This window comes from Streptomyces sp. CA-142005, from assembly GCF_050942335.1.
Classification (GTDB): domain Bacteria; phylum Actinomycetota; class Actinomycetes; order Streptomycetales; family Streptomycetaceae; genus Streptomyces.
Genome location: NZ_CP192078.1, coordinates 4956517 through 4975906, shown reverse-complemented (window position 1 = coordinate 4975906; position 19390 = coordinate 4956517). Strand labels below are relative to the sequence as shown.

The following is a 19390-nucleotide window of genomic DNA, read 5'->3' as shown; positions in this document are numbered from 1 at the left end:
GCGACGCGACCGGCTAGGACTGATACGGGTTGTAAGCGGAGTAGGGCGCCGCCGGATAGCCGTACCCCGGCCCTGGATAGCCGTACCCCGGTCCCGGATAGCCGTACCCCGGCCAATGCGCCGCAGGGGCCGGCACGGGCGCCGCGTACATCGGCCGGACCGGCGCGGTCGCTCGCGCCGCGTACTCCAGGGCCGGCCGGGCCACATCCCTGTGCTTCCACAGCTGGTCCAGCAGCTCCCGCTCCCGGACGACGAAGTCGGCCCCGGCCTTCCCCTTGCGCCCCCGGTGCCGCAGAAAGGCGAGCGAGGTCGCGTACGCCTCGTACTGCGCCACCGTCCGCGCCGCCGGCCGGCCGCCGTGGTGCCGGGCGTAGTCACGGGCCGTCCGCCGCGCCCGCATCGACCCGAGCGCGAACGGCTCGGCCGGTCCCAGCCACCCGGCCAGCACATACGCCGGCAGCTCCTCCCGCACGGTGCGCAGCTCCCGCTGCCGCGTCCAGATCGCGAGCCAGGTCAGCAGGCCGAACACGGGCACCATGAATCCGCCGTAGACGGCGAAGAACCCGAACTCGCCGAAGGTGGAGGAGCCGTTCCAGAAGGCGTGCATGCTCATCGCGAGCAGCAGGCCGCAGACCGGCAGCAGCATCCGCCGGACCCGCTGCCGCGGGGCGGACAGCGCCGCGATGCCGAAACCGAGGCCGGTGAGGGTGGTGAACAGGGGGTGCGCGAACGGGGACATCACGATGCGCACGAAGAAGGTGGCGGCGGTGACGGAGACGATGCCGCGGCCGCCGCTGAGCTGGTCGACCCCGAAGGCCGTCCCCAGATAGAGGATGTTCTCCGTGAACGCGAACCCGGTGGCGGTGATGCCCGCTATCACCACCCCGTCGACGATCCCGGTGAAGTCACGTCTGCGGAAGAGGAAGACGAGCAGCACGGCCGCGGCCTTGGCGGACTCCTCCACGATCGGCGCGATCACGGTGGCGCCGAGGGTGTTCGCACCGGCCGGATCGGCGGTGGCCGTGGCTATCCACTTGGTCGCGAAGCTGTTGGCGACGATGGCTATCAGCGCCGCCGCGCACGCTCCCCAGGCGAAGGCGAAGACCAGGTTCCGCCAGGGCCCCGGCTCGACCCGGTCCAGCCACCGGAACGCGGCTATCAGCCAGGGCACGGGCAGCACGGCAAGGCCGAGCCCGACGAGAAACCCCTCGGTACCGGTCTGTCTGCGCACCAGGGCGAGGATGACGAGACCGGACAGCGCGAGCAGGGTGATCAGTGCTCCGTACCGCACCCACCTGCGCTGCCACCAGTGCGGATGGCGGAGCAGGGGGCCGTGGGGGCCCGGGGGATACGTCGGAAACGGAGGACTGGTGGCCACGGCATCGACCCTAACGGTGACGGGACGAGGGGCTGGAGCGTTTTATCGGTCCTGATGTCCGGACGGACGCCGGTCCTGGTGCGGTACGCGCCGGAAGAGCAGATCGTTCACCACATGTCCCTTCTCCAGTCCCTGCCCCTCGAAACGGGTCAGCGGCCGGAACTCGGGGCGCGTGGCGAAACCGCCGTCCGCCTGCGTGTTCTCGAAGTCGGGATGGGCGCTGAGCACCTCGAGCATCTGTTCGGCGTACGGCTCCCAGTCGGTCGCGCAGTGCACGATCGCGCCGGGCCTGAGCCGCGTCGCGGCCAGCGTCAGGAACTCGGGCTGGATGAGCCGCCGCTTGTGGTGCCGCTTCTTGGGCCAGGGGTCCGGGAAGTACACCCGCAACCCGTCGAGCGAGTCGGCGGTGAGCATCTCCCGGAGCAGGATGATCGCGTCCCCGTTGCCCACCCGGACGTTGCGCAGGCCGTGACGGTCGGCGAGAGCCAGCAGATTGCCCTGGCCCGGGGTGTGCACGTCGACGGCGAGGATGTTGGTGTCCGGGTCGGCGGCGGCCATCTGCGCGGTGGCCTCGCCCATCCCGAAGCCGATCTCCAGGACGACGGGCCTGTCGTTCCCGAACAGCTCGCCGAGGTCGATGACCTTCTGCCCGTCGATGTCCAGCCCCCACTTGGGCCACAGCCGCTGCAGCGCGTCCGCCTGCCCGGCGGTCACCCGGCTGCGCCGCGGCTGAAAACTCCGGATCCGCCGCTCGAAGTGCGATCCGGCCGGATCGGCCTTGGGTCCGTCCGGAAACCGCGGCTCACCCTTGACCCGGGTGTGCCGGACGGACACGCCGGGGGTGTGGGAGGTCGGCGAGAGGGCTTCGGGGGCGTTGAGGAAGTCAGACACAGTAGGACAGATTTTACGGCGCGGCACCGCCGAACGGACCGGGGTCCGGGACGGCGCTACAGGGAGCCGAGCATGTCCAGCACCCGGCGCCCCACTTCCCGCCCGATCGGCAGGGAAGCGGTGGCCGCGGGCGAGGGCGCGTTCAGCACATGCACGGCACGAGCCCCCTGCTTGATCAAGAAGTCGTCCACCAGCGTGCCGTCCCGCAACACCGCCTGCGCCCGCACCCCGGCAGGGGCCCGCACCAGGTCGTCCGCCTCCGTTCCGGGCAGCAACCTGCGCACCGCCTCCAGGAACGCCCCCTTCGACAGCGAGCGGTGCAGCTCTCCCGCGCCGTATCTCCAGTGCCGCCGGGCGATGGCCCACGACCCCGGCCACGCCACGGTCCCGGCCAGCTCCCGGGGCCGTACGACCCCCCAGCCGTACCCCTCCCGGGCCAGGGCCGGCACCGCGTTGGGGCCGATGTGCACGCCTCCGTCGATGCCCCGGGTCAGATGGACCCCGAGGAAGGGGAAGGCCGGGTCCGGCACCGGATACACCAGCCCGCGCACCAGCTCCGGCCGCGCCAGCTCGTAGTACTCCCCGCGGAACGGCACGATCCGCACCCCGGGCTCGTCCCCGGTCAGCCGGGCGATCTCGTCGCAGTACAGCCCGGCGCAGTTCACCAGCACGCGCGCGCGTACGACATCCCCGCCCGAGGTGAGTACGGCCACGCCGCGCTCCGGGCGCCGGTCGACGCGTACGACGCGGGCGCCGTACCGGATCTCGGCCCCCGAGGCCTGCGCCAGGTGCCGGGCGACGCCGGCGAAGTCGCACACCCCCGTGGTGCCGACGTGGATCGCCGCCAGTCCCCGCACCTCGGGCTCGTACTCACCGATCTGCGCGGGGCCCAGCTCCCGCACCGGAATGCCGTTCTCCCTGCCGCGCTGCACGAGCGCGTGCAGCCGGGGCAGCTCCTCCCGGTCCGTGGCGACGATCAGCTTGCCGGTGACGGCGTGCGCGATGCCGTACTCGGCGCAGAACTTCACCATCTCGGCGGCGCCCCGCACCGCGTACCGCGCCTTGAGTGAGCCCGGCCGGTAGTAGATCCCGCTGTGGATGACCCCGCTGTTGCGCCCCGTCTGGTGCCGGGCCGGCCCCGGCTCCTTCTCCAGCACGGTGACCGCCGTACCCGGTGCGGCCCGGGTGATCGCATACGCCGTGGACAGCCCGACGATCCCCCCACCGACCACGAGCACGTCACAGTCGTACGCCCCGACCGGCACCTGCACCACCTCCCACCTCGATAGTGCACTGCGCCACTGACAAAGCCTTCAAACGCGGATGTGACCGTTCTCAGGCCGGAGCCATCAGCAGGGGCCGGGCCCGCTCCCGCAGCTCGACCACCCTCGGCTCGTCCCCGTACGGCTCCAGCCGGTGCAGGAGGTCCTTCACGTACTCGGTCGTGCGGGCCGAAGAGATCCGACCGGCCACCTCCACGGCCCGCACCCCCTGCTCGCAGGCGGCGTCGAGATTCCCGGACTCCAGCTCGGCGACGGCCGACACGACCAGCCGCAGGCCGTGCGAGCGCACGAACTCCTCGGTCGGCTTCGACAAGGCCTGTTCCGTGAACCTCCGTACCTGTCGCGGGGCCTTCAGATCCCGGTAGCACTCGGCCGCATCCGCAGCGAAACGGTCATATCCATAGAAACCAAGCCACGAAGGATCGTTGTCGCCCTCCCGGGACCGCTCCAGCCACCCCTCGGCCGCCTTCAGCGCCGCACCCGCCGCCTGGGCATCGCCCGCACGCGCGTGTGCCCGCGCCTCCACCAGCCGGAAGAAACTCATCGTGCGCGCGGTCGCCAGCCCGCGGTTGCGCTCCAGCGCGGCCTGTGCCAGATCGACGCCCTCGTCGCCGAAGCCGCGATACGTCGCCTGCAGGGACATGGAGGCCAGCACATAGCCCCCCAGCGGGACGTCCGCCGCCGCGCGCGCGAGGCGCAGCGCCTGGATGTAGTACCGCTGTGCCGCCTCCTGCTGACCGGTGTCGAAGGCCATCCACCCGGCGAGCCGGGTGAGTTCGGCGGACGCCCCGAAGAGCGCGCGGCCCACTTCGTCGGAGTAGGAGCCGAGCAGCAGCGGTGCCGCCTCCACCCGCAGGCACTCCGGCACCATCGACGAACGCCAGTCCCCGCCCCCGTACTTGGAGTCCCACCGCCGGGCGTCCTCGGCGGCCTCCCGCAGCTTCTGCACGTCGCTGTGGCCGACTTTGATCGGTGCGCCGGAGCCCTCGGCGGAACTCGCCTCCCGCGCGACCGAGCTGTCGGCGGGGGTTATCAGCCAGCGCGAGGCAGGCGTTGCGTATGCGCTCACCGCGAACGAGCCGGCGAGCGACTGCCAGATGCCGCCGGAGCCGGCCCGGCGCCCGGCGAGGTCGAGACGGTACAGCTCGGTCGCCGACTTCACCGCCTGTCCGACGTCTCTGGGGAAGGCGAGGCCCACCTCGGGCGCGGGATCCGCGTCCGCCAGGCCGATCTCGTGGAGCGGCACCGGGCGGCCGAGCTTCTGTCCGATGGCGGCCGCGATGAGGTGCGGCGCCGCACCCTGCGGCACCATCCCCTTCGACACCCAGCGCGCCACGGAGGTCTTGTCGTAGCGAAGAGTCAACCCGCGTTGCGCCCCAAGGTCGTTGACGCGCCTGGCGAGTCCTGCGTTGCTGATTCCCGCGAGGGCGAGAACGGCGCCGAGCTTTTCGTTCGGCCCGCGTTGCTCCCTGGACATGCGCCACCCCTCGACACAGACGGCTGCCGCGCTGGCATAACCATGCGGCATTCGTAAACCCAGCGTAGTTCGCCGCATCCCAAGCGTTAAGGGGCATTGTTCCGGATGGCGGGATTGTGGTCCGTACGGAAGTGCGGTCCTGTACGCACCGTGCACGGCCTGTCGCCGCGTGCCCCCGCACGTGTGGCCGTGCGCCCGTCCGTGCGCTCTTCTCCGGCCATCGGGGGAGCGGTTCCATGGCTCTTGCGTGGGTCGGCCCGCTGTACTGGATCCAGTGGGCTGGGGGACACCGCCACCTTCATCCCCGCGGGTGGCGGACCGGTCCGGGAGGCGATGCCCGCCTCCCGGACTGTGCGCGTGTCCGCGCCGCCGCGCTCTCCGCAGGCCTGTACGGAGCGTGCTCATATCCCGTTCCGCTCAACATATTTGGCTTGAAATCGCCCCCGCCCGTCCTGGTGGACATGCCCTCCGACCACGCAACTTGAGGGCGCGAAGGGCGTCTTGGGGGAGCGTACGGGGGGCGCATTCGAGTCGCACCGTCCGCATGCCCGCCGGGCATTTCCCTCGATCGAAGCCGGTGCCGCCGCCCCTCCACAACGCGTCTCTCGTGGCAGCATGGGGATCCGGTTCGTACGGTGCAGTGTTGTCCACAGCCTGTGGAGGCGTCGATGCGGTGGTTGGTGGGTTGGAGCAGCACCGCCGCGGGCGTCGCCGGGATCGGCTCCGCGGGGGCCACCGGCTACGAGGGCGAGACCCTGCACCCGGTCGGCTCCCAGCTCCTGTGGGGCGACCCGGATCCCCTGTGGGCCGTCGGCGACTGGCGCCCGGACGAGGTGCGCATGGTGAAGGCCGACGGCGACAACCGCATCGCCGTCCTCGGCATCTGCGGCGCCTCCGACGAGGAACTGCGGCGCGGCCTGTTCACCGCGCGCGGGGGCGCGCTGCGCCACCTGACGACCTGGCCGGGCAGCTACACGGCCGTCGTCAAGGTCGGCCGCCGCATCACCGTCTGCGGCGATCTCGCGGGCGCCCGCCCCGTGTTCCACACCCCCTGGGCCGGCGGCACCGCCTACGCCACCGCCGCGCTGCCCCTCGCCGACCTCATCGAGGCCAACCTCGACTTCGCCCATCTTGCCGCGCTGCTCGCCGCCCCGGACGTACCGGCCGCGCTGCGCGACACCACCCCCTACGAGGGCGTGCGGCGGGTACCGCCGGGGCACGCGCTCGTGCTGCGCGCCGGGGCGCGGGAGATCGCCGGGTACGAGCCGGTCGCCTCCCTCGCCGTGGCCGCGCCCCCGGCCGACCCCGACCGCGCCGTGGACGCCGTACGGGACGCGCTGGTGGAGGCGGTCCGCACCCGGCTCTCGGCGCCCCGGCACGTGCCCGACCTCGACCCCGGTCCGGTGCCCGGCATGGGCCCGGCCGAGCGGCGGGCCCGGCGCGGGATGCCCGTGCCCGGCATCGGCGCCGACCTCTCCGGCGGCCCCGCCTCCGGCACCCTCGCGCTGCTGGCCGCCGGGCTGCCCGGCAGACCCGGCACGCTCCTCGGCCACGGCACGGGCGCGGGCGAACGGCTCCTCGCCGTCACCTTCAACGACCTGGCCGTCGGCGGCCGCGAGGCCGAACTGGAACGCGCCGGCGCCCTCGCCGCCAACCCGCGCCTGCACCACGTCGTCGTCACCGGCGCCGAGGAGACCCTGCCGTACGCCGAACTCGACGGCCCCCTCACCGACGAACCCGGACCCTCGCTGGTCACCGCCGCCCGGCACCGCGCCCGGCTCGCCGCCGGCAGCGCCGACCACTTCACCGGCCACGGCGCCCGCCAGGTCCTGGACGCCCACCCCGCCCGCCTCGCCGACCTCCTGATGGACCGCAAACGGCGCCATCTGGTGCGCCCGGTCGCCGCGCTCGCCAAGGCCGACGGCTCGGTGATGGTCCCCGCGCGCGTGTACGGCGCCGCCCGCCGGCTCGCCCGTACGCCGTACCGGGCCGGCCTGGAGGTGCTGGCCGAGCGGCTGATGCGGCGCCACCTGGACGAGCCGGGGGGAGCGGTCGGCGCGTCCCTCGCCGCGCTGACCTGGGCCAGACCCGGGCCGGCGGCCCGGTGGCTGACCGGGGAGGCGCTGGCCGAAGTATCGGTTCTGCTGCAGACCGAGGCGGACCGCTCGGCGACCGGCGCCCAGCGTCCCGGCGAGTACCGCGCGCGTGCCGCCCTCGCCCGCCACGCCGCCGACCTGCGCGTCCTGGAGCAGGCCGCCGAGATCCGCTCCCAGCGCCTGCACGCGCCGTTCCTCGACAACCAGGTCGTGCGCGCCTGCCGCGCCCTCCCGGAGGCGCTCCGCGTCCAGCCAGGCGCCCGCTCCTCCATCCTCCGCAGGGTCCTGGAGGGCGCCGGCGTCACCGACCTCCCGCCCGGCTGGGGCGCCCCCTCCCACGCCTCCTCGGCGGCGGCCGCACGCACGGGCCTGCGCGTGGCGGCCGACCCCCTCCAGGACCTCTTCTCCAGCCCTCTGCTGGCCGACGCCGGTCTGGTGGAGGCCCGCGTCGTCCGCAAGGCCCTGCGCGACGCCGCCGCCGGCGACCCCCTCCCCCTCGACGGGCTCGCCGACCTCGTCTCCCTCGAACTCTGGCTCCACCGCCTCCTGTCCCGCCGGGGGACGTGCTGGACGGGAACACCGGCACGCGCGCGTGCGGTGCCCTCCGGGATTCAGCCGAGGAGGGACGCGCTGGCCTCCGGCGCGTGACGGCTGGGTGCCGGCCCTGCCTTGCTGGGGGCTGCCGCCGTGCCGTTCTGGGGCTGCCGCCCTGCCGTTCTGCGGGCTGTCGCCCCCAGGCCCCGCGCCCCGCCGGGGTGGCTCCCGCCGTCTGCCGACTGCCGGCCGGTGGGGCCGCTCGCGCAGTTCCCCGCGCCCCTCACGGGGCGCCCTCGCCGTCGTGGTCCGGTGCCGCCGCCGAAGAAACCCCGTGCCCCACCCCGAGCCCCCCGCGACAATGACCAGGTGCGGTACAGAATTCTGGGCGTAGCCCAAGCAGCGGACGACCAGGGCACCCCCGTACCCATCGGCGGCCCACGCCTGCGCACACTCCTGACCGCCCTGGCCCTCCGCCCCTCCCGCGCCACCACCCCCGAAACCCTGATCGACGAGATCTGGGCGGACGACCCGCCCCAGGACGCCCCCGCCGCCCTCCAGGCCCTGGTCGGCCGCCTCCGCCGCACCCTCGGCCGCCACACCATCACCTCCACCCCGGGCGGCTACCGCCTCGAGGCGCTGGAGGACGACGTGGACCTGTACGTCTTCGAGCGCCTCGTCGACGCCGGCACCAAGGCCCTCACCACCGGCGACCCGGCCACCGCCCACCGCACCCTCACCGAGGCCCTCGCCCTCTGGCACGGCCCCGCCCTCGCCGACCTCCCCGACCGCACCGCCGCCACCCGCGCGGAGGCCCGGCGCCTGGAGGCCACCCGCGCCCGTGCCGCCGCCGCCCTCGACCTCGGCCGCGCCCCGGACGCCGTACCCGAGCTGACGGAACTCACCACGGCCCACCCGCTGGACGAGCCCCTGCACGCCCTGCTCATCCGCGCCCTGCGCGACACCGGCCGCCTTGCGGACGCCCTCGCCGCGTACGAGTCCGCCCGCCGCACCCTCGCCGACACCCTCGGCACCGACCCGGGCCCGGAACTCAAAGCCCTGCACACGTCGTTGCTCAGGCAGCAGGAACCCCAGCCGCAGCCGACGAAGTCACCGACCGCGCCGGCTCCCGCTCAACCGCCCGAGCGCACCGGCAATCTGCGCCCCCGCCTGACGTCCTTCGTCGGTCGGGAACCAGAACTCGAAGCCATTCGTTCCGACTTGCACAGGGCCCGCCTGGTCACGCTCACCGGACCGGGCGGCTCGGGAAAGACCCGCCTCGCCGAGGAGGCCGCCGCAGGGCTCCCGCACGCATGGCTGGTCGAGCTGGCCCCGCTCGACCACCCGGAGGCGGTGCCCGGCGCCGTGGTCAGCGCGCTCGGTCTGCGCGAGACCGTGCTGCTGACCAACGAGCTGGCGACCCCGCAGGCCGACCCCGTCGCCCTGCTGATCGAGTACTGCGCCCCGCGCAGCCAGCTCCTGATCCTTGACAACTGCGAACACGTCATCGGCGCGGCCGCCGCCCTCGCCGAGACCCTCCTCACCCACTGCCCGGGCCTCACGATCCTCGCGACCAGCCGTGAACCCCTGCTCGTCCCCGGTGAGTCGGTGCGCCCGGTCGAGCCCCTGGTCCCGGAGCAGGCGCACCGCCTGTTCGCCGAGCGCGCGAAGGCCGTCCGTCCCGACGCCGAAGCGGTGCTCGCCGACACCGGGGCCGTGGCGGAGATCTGCCGCCGCCTGGACGGGCTGCCGCTCGCCATCGAGCTGGCCGCCGCCCGGCTCAGGCTGCTGACCCCGCGGCAGATCGCCGACCGGCTCGACGACCGCTTCCGCCTGCTCACCTCCGGCAGCCGTACGGTCCTGCCCCGCCAGCAGACCCTGCGCGCGGTCGTCGACTGGTCCTGGGACCTGCTGGACGAGCGCGAGCGTACGGTGCTGTGCGAGGTGTCGGTGTTCGCCGGCGGCTGGGACCTCGCGGCCGCCGAGGCCGTGTGCACCGGACCGGCCGCCGACCTGATCGGCGCCCTCGTCGACAAGTCCCTCGTCGTGGCCGCGCCCAGCGGCCCCGACGGCTCCGGCGGCATGCGCTACCGCATGCTGGAGACCATCCACGAGTACGCCACCGAGCGCGCGGCCGAGATCCCCGGACTGCGCGCCAGGGCCGAGCGCCGGCATCGCGCCTGGGTGCGGGCGCTGGTCGAGGAGGCCGAGCCGAGCCTGCGTTCGGCGGACCAACTCCCCTGGATCTCCCGCCTGGAGACCGAGCTGGACAACATCCGGGCTGCCCTGGACCGCTCCGTACGCGCCGGCGACGAGCCGGAGGCGGCCGCGATCGTCCTGGCCATCGGCTGGTTCTGGTGGCTCCGCAACCACCGCCAGGAAGCGGTCGCGTGGGTACGGCTGGTCCTGCGCCTGGGCGTGGCACTGGACGCCCTGTCGACCTCGGATGCCCCGCCCGCCCTCGGCGTCGGCGCCGACCTGATGTCCCTGGTGGAGTCGGCCGATCCGATCGGCGACTTCCTCGCCGTGCCCGACGGAAAGGCCGGGCACCCGCTGCGGGACGTGCGGATGGATCTGCGGATGCTCGATCTGTTCCTGACCTCCGAGTCGAGTACCGAGCACCTGGCGGGCGACCCGCGCGCAGCGGAGTACATCGCACGCGTCCGCGCCGCCTACGAGCACGGCGGCCCCCAGGCCGCCCGGTTCCCTGGCATCGTGTGGCCGCTGACCGCCTACTACCTGGGCGGCCCGGCGGACGTCGGGCCGGACATGGCCGCGACGGTGGCCAACTGCCGGGCGTACGGCGGCGACTGGGAGATCGGCGTCTCGCTGATGTTCCGCACCCACGTGATCGTCGACTCCCCGGGCAACCTGCGGGGCGTGGACGAGGACCTGGCCGAGCTGCGGACGCTCAGCCGGCGCGTCGGGGACCGCTGGATGCGGGCCCAGGTGTGCAGCGCGGCCGGCGAGGCGGCCATGGCCCGCGGCAGGTTCGCCGAGGCGCGCGGTGAGTACGAGGAGGCACTGCGCCTGGCCTACGAGGTGAAGGCCTACGCCGAGTCGCCCTTCCTGCTGGCCCGGCTCGCCGAGATCTCCTACCGCTCCGGCGACCCGAAGACCGCGGTGGCCGCCCTGGACGAGGCGGGCGCGGCCGCCGACCGGTACGCGGTGCCGGAGTCGCGTGCCTTCGTACGGCTGCTGCTCGCCCACATCGCCCTGCACGACGGGCAGACCGCCCGGGCCCGCGAGCTGTACCAGGAGACCCGCGCGGTGGCCCGCGGCGGCACCCCGCCACCGCAGTTCGAGGCGGCCCTGCGCATCGTCGAGGCGCTCCTCGCCGCCGAAGAGTCGGGCCCCGCGCACGGGCTGCCGATCATCGCCGGGGCGCTGCGCGCGGCCGTGGCCCAGCGGTGCGCCGAGACGATCACGGCGGGGCTGGTGGACATCGCGGCCGGTCTGCGGGCCCGGTGCGGCGATCTGGCCGGTGCGGTCCGGCTGTTCGCCGCCGCGGACCACTGGCGCGCCGGCACTCCGCGTCCCGAGCCGGAAGGCAGCGAGGCCGCCCGGGTGCAGGCCGGCGCCCGCGCGGCCCTGCCGCCCGAGCGGTACGCGGCCGAGCGCGCCCGGGGCGCGTCCCTCGACGCGGCCGACGTGCTGCGCGAGCTCGGCACCGAGGAGGCGGCCGTCGAGCGCGCCCGGTGAGGGCCGGCGGCCGCCTTTCGGTGCTTCCGCTCAGCGGCCTTCCGCTCGCCGGCCTTTCGGCCTACCGGCAGGTGAACCGGGACTCCGCCCAGTCCGCGAGCGCCGCCTGGTCGAAGACGTTGCTGTGCGGCCGTACGACGAGCCGTACGGTCCTGCGACCGGTGAGGTCCACATGGACGGGCACGGCCTGGTCGCGTCCCTTGAGCATCCCGGACTGCCACAGCCGGACGCCGTCGGCCCAGACGGAGAAGGACACCTTGCCGAGGCCGAGCGTCATGTCGTCCACGCCGGCCAGTGCGTCGTAGGAGCCGCACCGCCGGTTGAGGTCGATGGTGACGGAGGACTCGCCGTGCACGGTCGCCCCGCGCGCGTACTGCTTGCCGCCGATCGACATGCCGTAGCGCTGCCACACCCAGCTGCTCCCGCCGAGCCGGATCTCGGGCTTGCTGCCGTCGCCGTCGACGTCGTAACTCAGGTCGCTCAGCTCGTAGACGGTGGGCGCCGGGGGTGGAGTGGGCGTCGGGGTCGGGCTGGGCGTGGGTTTCGGCGGGGGCGGCGGCGTCGGTGTAGGGGTGGGCTCGGGCGTCGGCGTCGGGGTGGGGGTCGGAGTGGGCGTCGGCGTCGGGGTGGGGGTCGGCTCGGCTGCGAGCACCACCGGCTGCGGCGAGGGCTTCTGCTTCGACGGGGTCGGCTTCGGCGCCGGAGGCTGCGCGACCGGCGCGGACGGCGTCGGTCTGGCGGTCTCCTTCGCCGGCGGATGGCTGTCGTTCGCCAGGGCCAGTGCCACCGCGGCGGCGGCCACCGCGACCACACCGGCCGCGATCCCCGCCTTCACCGGTGCCCCGAGCCCCTCCGAGGCCGCGGCACCGCCCGCACCGCCGGACGACGACCCGGTGGCCGCGGCGGCACCCGCCGCCCCCGCCCCGGCGCTGCCGGCGATGACGCCGAGCGCCTTGGCGTACCCGGCGGCCCCGAACCAGCCGATGACCGCGACCGGGACGACAGCGGGGATACCGCCGGCGACCTCCTCGATCTGAGCCGCCGCCAGCCGGCACTTGGCGCATTCCTCCAGGTGCTTGCGCAGGCCCCGCTCGGCACGGATGCGCAGTTTGCGACGGGCGTAGGTGCCGAGCTGGTCGGCGTAGCGGGAGCACTCCTCGTCGGCGGCGAGGGAGGCGCTGACGTGGGCCTGGAGATAGGCCTGCTTCAGCCCCTCGCGGGCGCGGCTCGCCAGCACGCGCGTGCCGTTGGCGTCCAGCCCGAACAGCACGGCCACTTCACTCGGGGACTCGTCCTCCACTTCGGTGTGCCACAGCACGGCCTGCCAGCGCTCGGGCAGCGAGCGGAAGGCCCGCATCGCCATCGACTGCTCGGCCTCGTGCATCGCGCGCACATCGGCGCCGAGGTCCAGGCCCGCTCCGAAGGAGCCGACGGAGGCAGCGGTGCCGGATCCTTCGGAGGCATGCGAGGCCTGTTGGGCGAAGACGGCGAAGTCGTCCACGAGCTGCTCGCGCCGGGCCGACTTGGTCCAGTGCGCGGCGACGCGCCGCACGGAGGTCAGCAGATAGGCCCGCACGGCGTGCGAGGGCCCCGATCCGCCGCGCACCGCCTGCAGCATCCGGGCGAAGACCTCGGCCGTCAGGTCGTCGGCGGTGTGCGCGTCCCGGCAGCAGCTGCGCGCATAGCGCCGTACGGGGTCCGCGTGCCGCCGGTAGAGCTCCTCGTACGCGGAGTCGTCACCGCCGCGCATCCGCTCGATCAGCTCGCCGTCGTCGGGCGGCAGCTCCCGGGGCGGCGGCAGCACGCTGCCGGCACGCTGGGCCGGCACGCTCCTCTCGCTCCGCCCGCCCGTGGAAGCCGGAGGCCCGCCCTGATTCGGCACCTGGGGCGGGGTCGGGCCGGCGGCCTCCGCGCTCGCGTCGTCACCGCGTGACTCGTCCCACCCGTCAACGCCCATCGCGGAAAGCCCCCGACACCCGCCCAGCCCAACCCGTCACCGGCTCAGGGTGCCACATGGTTTTTTGTTCAAGGGCTCCATGTTCACGGCATCCACTCATCCGAGGGCCGCTGTCGGCACAGACTTTCGGCCATCACTCGAACGAGGGAACCGCAGAGAAGGTCGCTTTCGGTGAGGGACGCCGATGGGGCAGGCGGCCCGGCAGGCCCCCCAGGGGCGCGGGGGCTGCGCGATCAGCCCCGGCTCCCGGTCAGGCCGAAGACCACAGGGCCACCCACCCCGAACCGCCTGCAAGGCAACCACCCGCAGCCGCCGACGGCGGGGACCCCTACGCGGGACGCGACCGCAGCCCCTCCAGCAGGATGTCCAGCAACCGGGCCGAAGCCGCCGCCTGCTGCGCCGCATCCGGCAGAGACGGTGCCGCCGTGGCGATCACCAGCAGCACATCCCCCACGGACACGTCCGCCCGCAGCTCACCGGCCGCCCGAGCCCGCTCCACCAGCTGCCCCACCACATCGAGCAACGCTCCGACCCCGCTGTCGTCGGCTGCCCCGGGGGCTTCCCCGGGCACCAGCCGAAGCTCACCGGCCGCCGGCTGCACCCGCTGCTGAGGCACCCGAGCCTCCTCGGCGGGCGCCCCGCCCGGACCACCCGACTCGGCGGAGCCCTGCGCGGAGCCGACCCGCAGGACCTGCGGCGGCAGCAACCGCCCCGCCCCGGACGCCACGGACGTCCGCAGGAACCGGGACAGCGCCGACCACGGCTCGTCCTCCTGCCCGAGCGCGGCCCGCGCCTGCTCGGTCAGCCGGGCGGTCTCCTCCTCGGCTATCCGCCGGACCAGCACGTCCTTGCTGGGAAAGCGCCGGTACACCGTGCCGACACCCACCCGGGCCCGCCGGGCCACGTCCTCCATCGGCGCGCCGTACCCCAGCTCGCCGAAGACCTCACGTGCCGCACGCAGCACGTGTTCCAGATTGCGCTGTGCGTCCACCCGCAGCGGGGCCGTACGCGCCGCGTCCGCGCGTCCGTTGCCCACCGCCGCGTTCATCGCCCCGCCACCCGGTGCGATGGCGGCTGCAGATGACCAATGCGTGTCCTGAACATGCATGTGTTCCCCCGGTAATGACGTCTCCCCCCGGAGACTCCCCGCCTGTGATCCGAAGCGTGTGGAACTGACGTCGTTCTCGACCGGGTCCGCCCGTCGCGGCACCCGTTCGACCACATTCCCTACACCCCGTCGACACACGAACATAGTTGAGAGGAAGTCAATTCAGAAGGGGCAGGTTCCGCACAGTGCGCCCCCCGATCGGAGTACGGGTCTCGTACATCCCGTTTCCTCACCTTCGCGCCCCATCGCCCGCCCCCGCTGACCTGCCCCCTTTCGTCCCGTCCCGGCACCGGGCCCGGCCCCACGCGCACCCGGCCGCCAGTCACACAAATTGCCGGGGCTGTGGACAAACAACAGAGTCGGGTGCGTCATGGGATGGTGAAGGAACGTGCGCGCATTCTGGTTGTCGGCGGCGGCTACGTCGGGATGTACACGGCACTGCGTCTGCAGCGGAAGCTGAAGGGCGAGCTCAGGCGGGGTGAGGTCGACATCACCGTCGTCACTCCGGACCCCTACATGACGTACCAGCCGTTCCTTCCGGAAGCGGCCGCCGGTTCGATCTCGCCTCGCCATGTCGTCGTACCGCTGCGTCGCGTCCTGGACCACTGTCATGTGGTCGTCGGCGAGGTGACGTCCATCGACCACGCGGTGCGCACCGCCGCCGTCCGCACCCTCGCCACCGCCGAGGAGGGAAAACCGGCCGAACTCCTCGGTTACGACGAGCTCGTGCTGGCCCCCGGCTCGATCTCCCGCACGCTGCCCATCCCCGGCCTCGCCGAGTACGGCATCGGCTTCAAGACCGTCGAAGAGGCCATCGGCCTGCGCAACCACGTCATCGAGCAGATGGACATCGCCTCCTCCACCCGCGACCCCGCGATCCGCGACGCCGCCCTGACGTTCGTCTTCGTCGGCGGCGGCTACGCGGGCGTGGAGGCACTCGCCGAGCTCCAGGACATGGCCCGCTACGCCGCGCGCTACTACCACAACGTCCGCCCCGAGGACATGAAGTGGATCCTCGTGGAGGCCTCCGACCGCATCCTCCCCGAGGTCGGCGAGGAAATGGGCCGCTACACCGTCACCCAGCTGCGCCGCCGCAACATCCAGGTGCTCCTCGAAACCCGCCTGGACTCCTGTGCCGACCGCGTCGCCGTCCTCAGCGACGGCCAGCGCTTCCCGACCCGTACGGTCGTGTGGACGGCCGGCGTCAAGCCCAGCCCCCTGCTCGCCGCGACCGACCTGCCGCTCACCGCGCGCGGCAGGCTCAAATGCACCGCCCAGCTGACCGTCGACGGCACGGAGCACGCCTGGGCGGCCGGAGACGCGGCGGCCGTCCCCGACGTCACCGCAGCCGAACCCGGCACCGAGACCGCGCCCAACGCCCAGCACGCCGTCCGCCAGGCCCGGACCCTCGGCGACAACATCGCCCACGCGCTGCGCGGTGAGCCCCTGGAGACGTACGCCCACAAGTACGTCGGCTCGGTCGCCTCCCTCGGCCTGCACGAGGGCGTCGCCCAGGTCTACGGGCGCAAGCTGAAGGGCTACCCTGCCTGGTTCATGCACCGCGTCTACCACCTCAGCAGGGTGCCCACTTTCAACCGAAAGGCCCGTGTCCTGGCGGAATGGACCCTCGCCGGGCTCTTCAAGAGGGAGATCGTCTCGCTCGGTTCGCTCGAACATCCGCGAGCGGAGTTCGAACTCGCTGCCGGTGGAAAGCCTCCTCACAGCCCCTCGGACGACCCGAAGGGGTCGTCCTGACCGGACCCAGGAACTCCCCGGCCCGCCCAGGCGTCTGACGGATGTCGCCGCGGCTCGCCCCCTGCCAGACTGCCCCACGTCCTCGGACGGGCCACCCGCCCGCCCTTAAGCACCCACGAGGCTTCTTCCCAAGTGAACTTCACGCGCTGGAGCGCCCGGCTCCCCGGAACGCAGCGCCGCGCCGCCGCGCGGACCGAGACCCCGGTCTCCCCGGACCGGCGGGGGGAAGGCTCCGTCCCCGCGGCCCGCGCCGGACAGCCCGCCGACGGCACACCCCTGGTGCCCGCCGTCGACGAACTGCCCGCGCGCGACGTCCTCGACCACGTCCCGGCCCTGGTCGCCCTGGTGCACGGCCCCGACCACCGCATCGCGTACGTCAACGACGCCTACGCGGCGGCCTTCGGCGTACGGCCCCTGGGCACCCCCGCCCGCGAGGCACTGCCCGAACTCGCCGAACTGGGCCTGCTGCCGCTCCTCGACCAGGTGCTGCGCAGCGGCAAGCCCCGCACCCTGAAGTCCCGCAAGGCCGTGGACGGCCGCTCGTACACCTTCACCTGCACCCCCGTCGACGAGGGCGGCGACCGCGACGGCGGCGTGCTCGTCTTCGCCACCGACGTCACCGACCACGCCGAGGCCGCCGAACGGCTGCGCGCCAGCGAGCGCCGCCAGCGCGAGACGGCGGTGACCCTCCAGCGCTCGCTGTTGCCGCAGGAGCTGGAACAACCCGACGACCTGCGCATCGCCGCCACCTACCAGCCCGGCGGCACCGAGGCAGCGGTCGGCGGCGACTGGTACGACGTGATCACCCTGGGCGGCGGCCGCACGGCCCTGGTGATCGGCGACGTCATGGGCCGGGGTGTGCGGGCGGCGGCTGTCATGGGCCAGTTGCGTACGGCCGTCCGCGCCTACGCCCGCCTCGACCTGCCGCCGCACGAGGTGCTCCAGTTGCTGGACGGCCTGGCCACCGAGATCGACGCAAACCAGATCGCCACCTGCGTCTACGCCGTCCACGACCCCAACGAGGGCCGGCTGGTGTACGCCTCCGCCGGGCACCTGCCGATCCTGGTCCGCGACGAGAACGGCACCGTCTCCCGCGCCGACGAGCCCACCGGCCCGCCGCTCGGCACCGGCGGCTGGATCCACTCCTCCGGCTCCATCGCCCTCGGCCCGGGCTCCACGGCCGTGCTCTACACCGACGGCCTGGTCGAACGCCGCGACGAGGACCTGGACGAGGGCATCGCGGCCCTCGAAGGCGCCCTCGCCGGCGCGACCGGCACCCCACAGGTCGTCTGCGACCGCCTGGTCCGCTCGGCCGGCGTCACCGCCGACCACGACGACGACGTCGCCGTCCTCGTCCTCCAGCACCCAGCCCGTACGGGCCCCGACGGCGACCTCTTCCGCAACGCGGCCCTGGAACTCCTCGGCGGCGTGGAGGCGGCCCCCCGCGCGCGTGCGTTCGCCTCCGGCGTGCTGACGAGCTGGCGCTTCCCGGCCGAGCTGCACGATCTCGGCGTGCTCGCCGCGAGCGAGCTCGTCGCCAACTCCCTCCAGCACGGCACGCCCCCCATGCGCCTCCGGCTCCGCCGTACCGACCGCCGCCTGATCATCGAGGTGACGGACGGGGACGATCACCTTCCCCGACGCCGGCGAGCGGAACCGGGGGACGAGTCCGGCCGGGGCATCGCCATCGTGGCGACGATCGCGTCCAACTGGGGCTGCCGCAGAACGCCCGGCGGCGGCAAGGCGGTGTGGTGCGAGTTCGTGTTGCCGAAGAGCTAGAGAGCTGGACACCGTGGGGCACCGGGTGCCTTACGCCTCCGCGGCCACCGGCTCCGCGGGTGCGCCGCCCCGGGCGACCACCAGGCTCCCGCGCGCCGGCCACGGCCGGTCCTGGACGGGGGTGAGCCGCCGCCCCAGCCGCAGCGCAAGCACCGTGATCCCCAGCGAGAACAGCAGGAAGGTCACGACGTACGGCGCGGGCAGCGAGGCACCCAGCGGACCGCCCACCGCCGGACCCACAGCCAGCGCCAACTGCTTGACCAGCGCGAACGCAGAGTTGTACTGCCCGGCCATCCCCTCGGGAGCCAGGTCGGCGACCAGCGGCGCGACCGTCGGCGACAGCATCGCCTCACCCAGCCCGAACAGCGCGTAGGTCGAGACGAAGGCCGCGGTGGCCATCTCCCGGCTGCCGTGCCCCAGCCCCGCGTACCCGGCGGCCAGCCAGGCCACGGACCAGATCAGGCCGACACCGGCGATGACCCGGGACCGCCGACGGCGCTCCACGAACTTCAGCACGGCGAACTGCGCGACCACGATCATCAGCGTGTTCGCGGCCAGGGCCGTCCCCAGCGCGGAAGTGGATATCCCGGCGGCCTCGACGCCGTACGCGCTCAGCCCGGACTCGAACTGGCCGTAGCAGGCGAAGAACAGCACGAAACCCAGCACGCACAGCTGCACCATGGCCCGGTTCTGGAGCAGCTGCTTCCAGCTGCCCTTGGCCGACCGCGCGGGCGCGTCCTCGATCCGCGGCGAGTGCGGCATCCGCACGGTCGCCATCACGCCGACCAGCAGCAGGAACATCGCCGCCTCGATCGTGAACAGCAGCGTGAACGACGACACGCGCGTGGTGTCGACGAGATGACCGCCGATGAGACCGCCTATACCGAGCCCCAGATTCTGCAGGAAGAACTGCATCGCGAACGCCCGCGACCGGGTGTCGGCCGTGGAGCAGTCCACGATCATGGTCGCCAGCGCCGGCTGCATCACGGCCTGCCCGGCACCGAGCGCCGCCGACGACAGCAGTACTGCGGTGGCGTTGCCCGCGAGCCCCAGGCTCAGCGCGCCGAGCGCGGCGGTGACCAGGGCGGCGATCAGAACCGGCAGCGGGCCACGCCGCACGATCGCCCGGCCGGCGAACGGCAGCACGATCAGCGCGGCCACGGCGAAGACGGCGAGCACGACTCCCGCCGTCATGGCTCCCAGGCCCCGCACCTGCGCCACGTAGACGTACAGGTAGGGGACGGTGAAGCCGAGCCCGAACGCGCTGAGTGCGTTGCCCACGTGGATCCGGCGCATCGCTGCGCCCATCGCCCTGGTCACGTTCACCTCTCTCACTAGTTAGGCCTGAAGACTTCAAAGCTAAAGTTCGAAGCTAAAGATTACACATGGAAGGACTTCAATGCAAAGCACGTGCGTGCGATACTGCGGCC

At 73.4% G+C, this 19390-nt stretch carries 11 protein-coding genes; 4 read left to right on the top strand and 7 right to left on the bottom strand.

Annotated elements, in window-relative coordinates; translation table 11 throughout:
* Nucleotides 1-13: 13 nt before the first annotated feature.
* From ACQPXS_RS23350 to ACQPXS_RS23335, 4 genes are all read right to left on the bottom strand, one after another.
* Nucleotides 14-1378 (bottom strand): PrsW family intramembrane metalloprotease, encoded by a 1365-nt coding sequence (locus tag ACQPXS_RS23350; RefSeq protein ID WP_433451223.1) that lies wholly within the window; start codon nucleotides 1376-1378, stop codon nucleotides 14-16.
* Between the two features lie 42 nt (nucleotides 1379-1420).
* Nucleotides 1421-2269 (bottom strand): tRNA (guanosine(46)-N7)-methyltransferase TrmB, encoded by an 849-nt coding sequence (gene trmB / locus ACQPXS_RS23345; RefSeq protein WP_433451222.1) that lies wholly within the window; start codon nucleotides 2267-2269, stop codon nucleotides 1421-1423.
* Between the two features lie 56 nt (nucleotides 2270-2325).
* On the bottom strand, nucleotides 2326-3543 hold the full coding sequence (gene lhgO / locus ACQPXS_RS23340; RefSeq protein ID WP_433451221.1) for an L-2-hydroxyglutarate oxidase: 1218 nt from the start codon (nucleotides 3541-3543) through the stop codon (nucleotides 2326-2328).
* Nucleotides 3544-3604: 61 nt separating this feature from the next.
* Complete coding sequence (locus ACQPXS_RS23335) at nucleotides 3605-5029, bottom strand: MFS transporter (RefSeq protein WP_356301181.1); 1425 nt, start codon at nucleotides 5027-5029, stop codon at nucleotides 3605-3607.
* A 668-nt stretch (nucleotides 5030-5697) separates the two neighbouring features.
* On the opposite strand from ACQPXS_RS23335, the gene ACQPXS_RS23330 reads away from it, so the two are divergent.
* Entirely contained in the window at nucleotides 5698-7773 is a 2076-nt protein-coding gene (locus tag ACQPXS_RS23330) for an asparagine synthase-related protein (RefSeq protein ID WP_433451219.1), read from the top strand.
* A gap of 255 nt (nucleotides 7774-8028) precedes the next feature.
* Complete coding sequence (locus ACQPXS_RS23325) at nucleotides 8029-11361, top strand: BTAD domain-containing putative transcriptional regulator (protein ID WP_433451218.1); 3333 nt, start codon at nucleotides 8029-8031, stop codon at nucleotides 11359-11361.
* A gap of 61 nt (nucleotides 11362-11422) precedes the next feature.
* Here ACQPXS_RS23325 and ACQPXS_RS23320 read toward each other — a convergent pair whose 3' ends face one another.
* Together ACQPXS_RS23320 and ACQPXS_RS23315 are read right to left on the bottom strand one after the other, a co-directional pair.
* Nucleotides 11423-13318, bottom strand: a complete 1896-nt coding sequence (locus ACQPXS_RS23320) for a sigma-70 family RNA polymerase sigma factor (RefSeq protein ID WP_433451217.1) — start codon at nucleotides 13316-13318, stop codon at nucleotides 11423-11425.
* 328 nt (nucleotides 13319-13646) lie between these two features.
* Entirely contained in the window at nucleotides 13647-14426 is a 780-nt protein-coding gene (locus ACQPXS_RS23315; protein WP_433451216.1) for a TetR/AcrR family transcriptional regulator, read from the bottom strand.
* A gap of 375 nt (nucleotides 14427-14801) precedes the next feature.
* Here ACQPXS_RS23315 and ACQPXS_RS23310 point away from each other — a divergent pair, with 375 nt between their 5' ends.
* Both ACQPXS_RS23310 and ACQPXS_RS23305 read left to right on the top strand, forming a co-directional pair.
* Nucleotides 14802-16181, top strand: a complete 1380-nt coding sequence (locus ACQPXS_RS23310; protein WP_365323863.1) for an NAD(P)/FAD-dependent oxidoreductase — start codon at nucleotides 14802-14804, stop codon at nucleotides 16179-16181.
* Between the two features lie 132 nt (nucleotides 16182-16313).
* Nucleotides 16314-17960: an ATP-binding SpoIIE family protein phosphatase gene (locus ACQPXS_RS23305; protein ID WP_433451215.1), complete on the top strand. Its 1647-nt coding sequence runs from the start codon at nucleotides 16314-16316 to the stop codon at nucleotides 17958-17960.
* A 30-nt stretch (nucleotides 17961-17990) separates the two neighbouring features.
* Here ACQPXS_RS23305 and ACQPXS_RS23300 read toward each other — a convergent pair whose 3' ends face one another.
* Nucleotides 17991-19280, bottom strand: a complete 1290-nt coding sequence (locus ACQPXS_RS23300) for an MDR family MFS transporter (protein ID WP_433451214.1) — start codon at nucleotides 19278-19280, stop codon at nucleotides 17991-17993.
* Nucleotides 19281-19390 lie beyond the last annotated feature (110 nt).

Excerpts from the sequence above, each read along its gene's own strand:
- ACQPXS_RS23335 (WP_356301181.1), bottom strand. The coding sequence starts at position 5,029 with ATGTCCAGGGAGCAACGCGGGCCGAACGAAAAGCTCGGCGCCGTTCTC.
- ACQPXS_RS23315 (WP_433451216.1), bottom strand. The coding sequence starts at position 14,426 with ATGCATGTTCAGGACACGCATTGGTCATCTGCAGCCGCCATCGCACCG.
- ACQPXS_RS23310 (WP_365323863.1), top strand. The coding sequence starts at position 14,802 with ATGGTGAAGGAACGTGCGCGCATTCTGGTTGTCGGCGGCGGCTACGTC.
- ACQPXS_RS23320 (WP_433451217.1), bottom strand. The coding sequence starts at position 13,318 with ATGGGCGTTGACGGGTGGGACGAGTCACGCGGTGACGACGCGAGCGCG.
- ACQPXS_RS23330 (WP_433451219.1), top strand. The coding sequence starts at position 5,698 with ATGCGGTGGTTGGTGGGTTGGAGCAGCACCGCCGCGGGCGTCGCCGGG.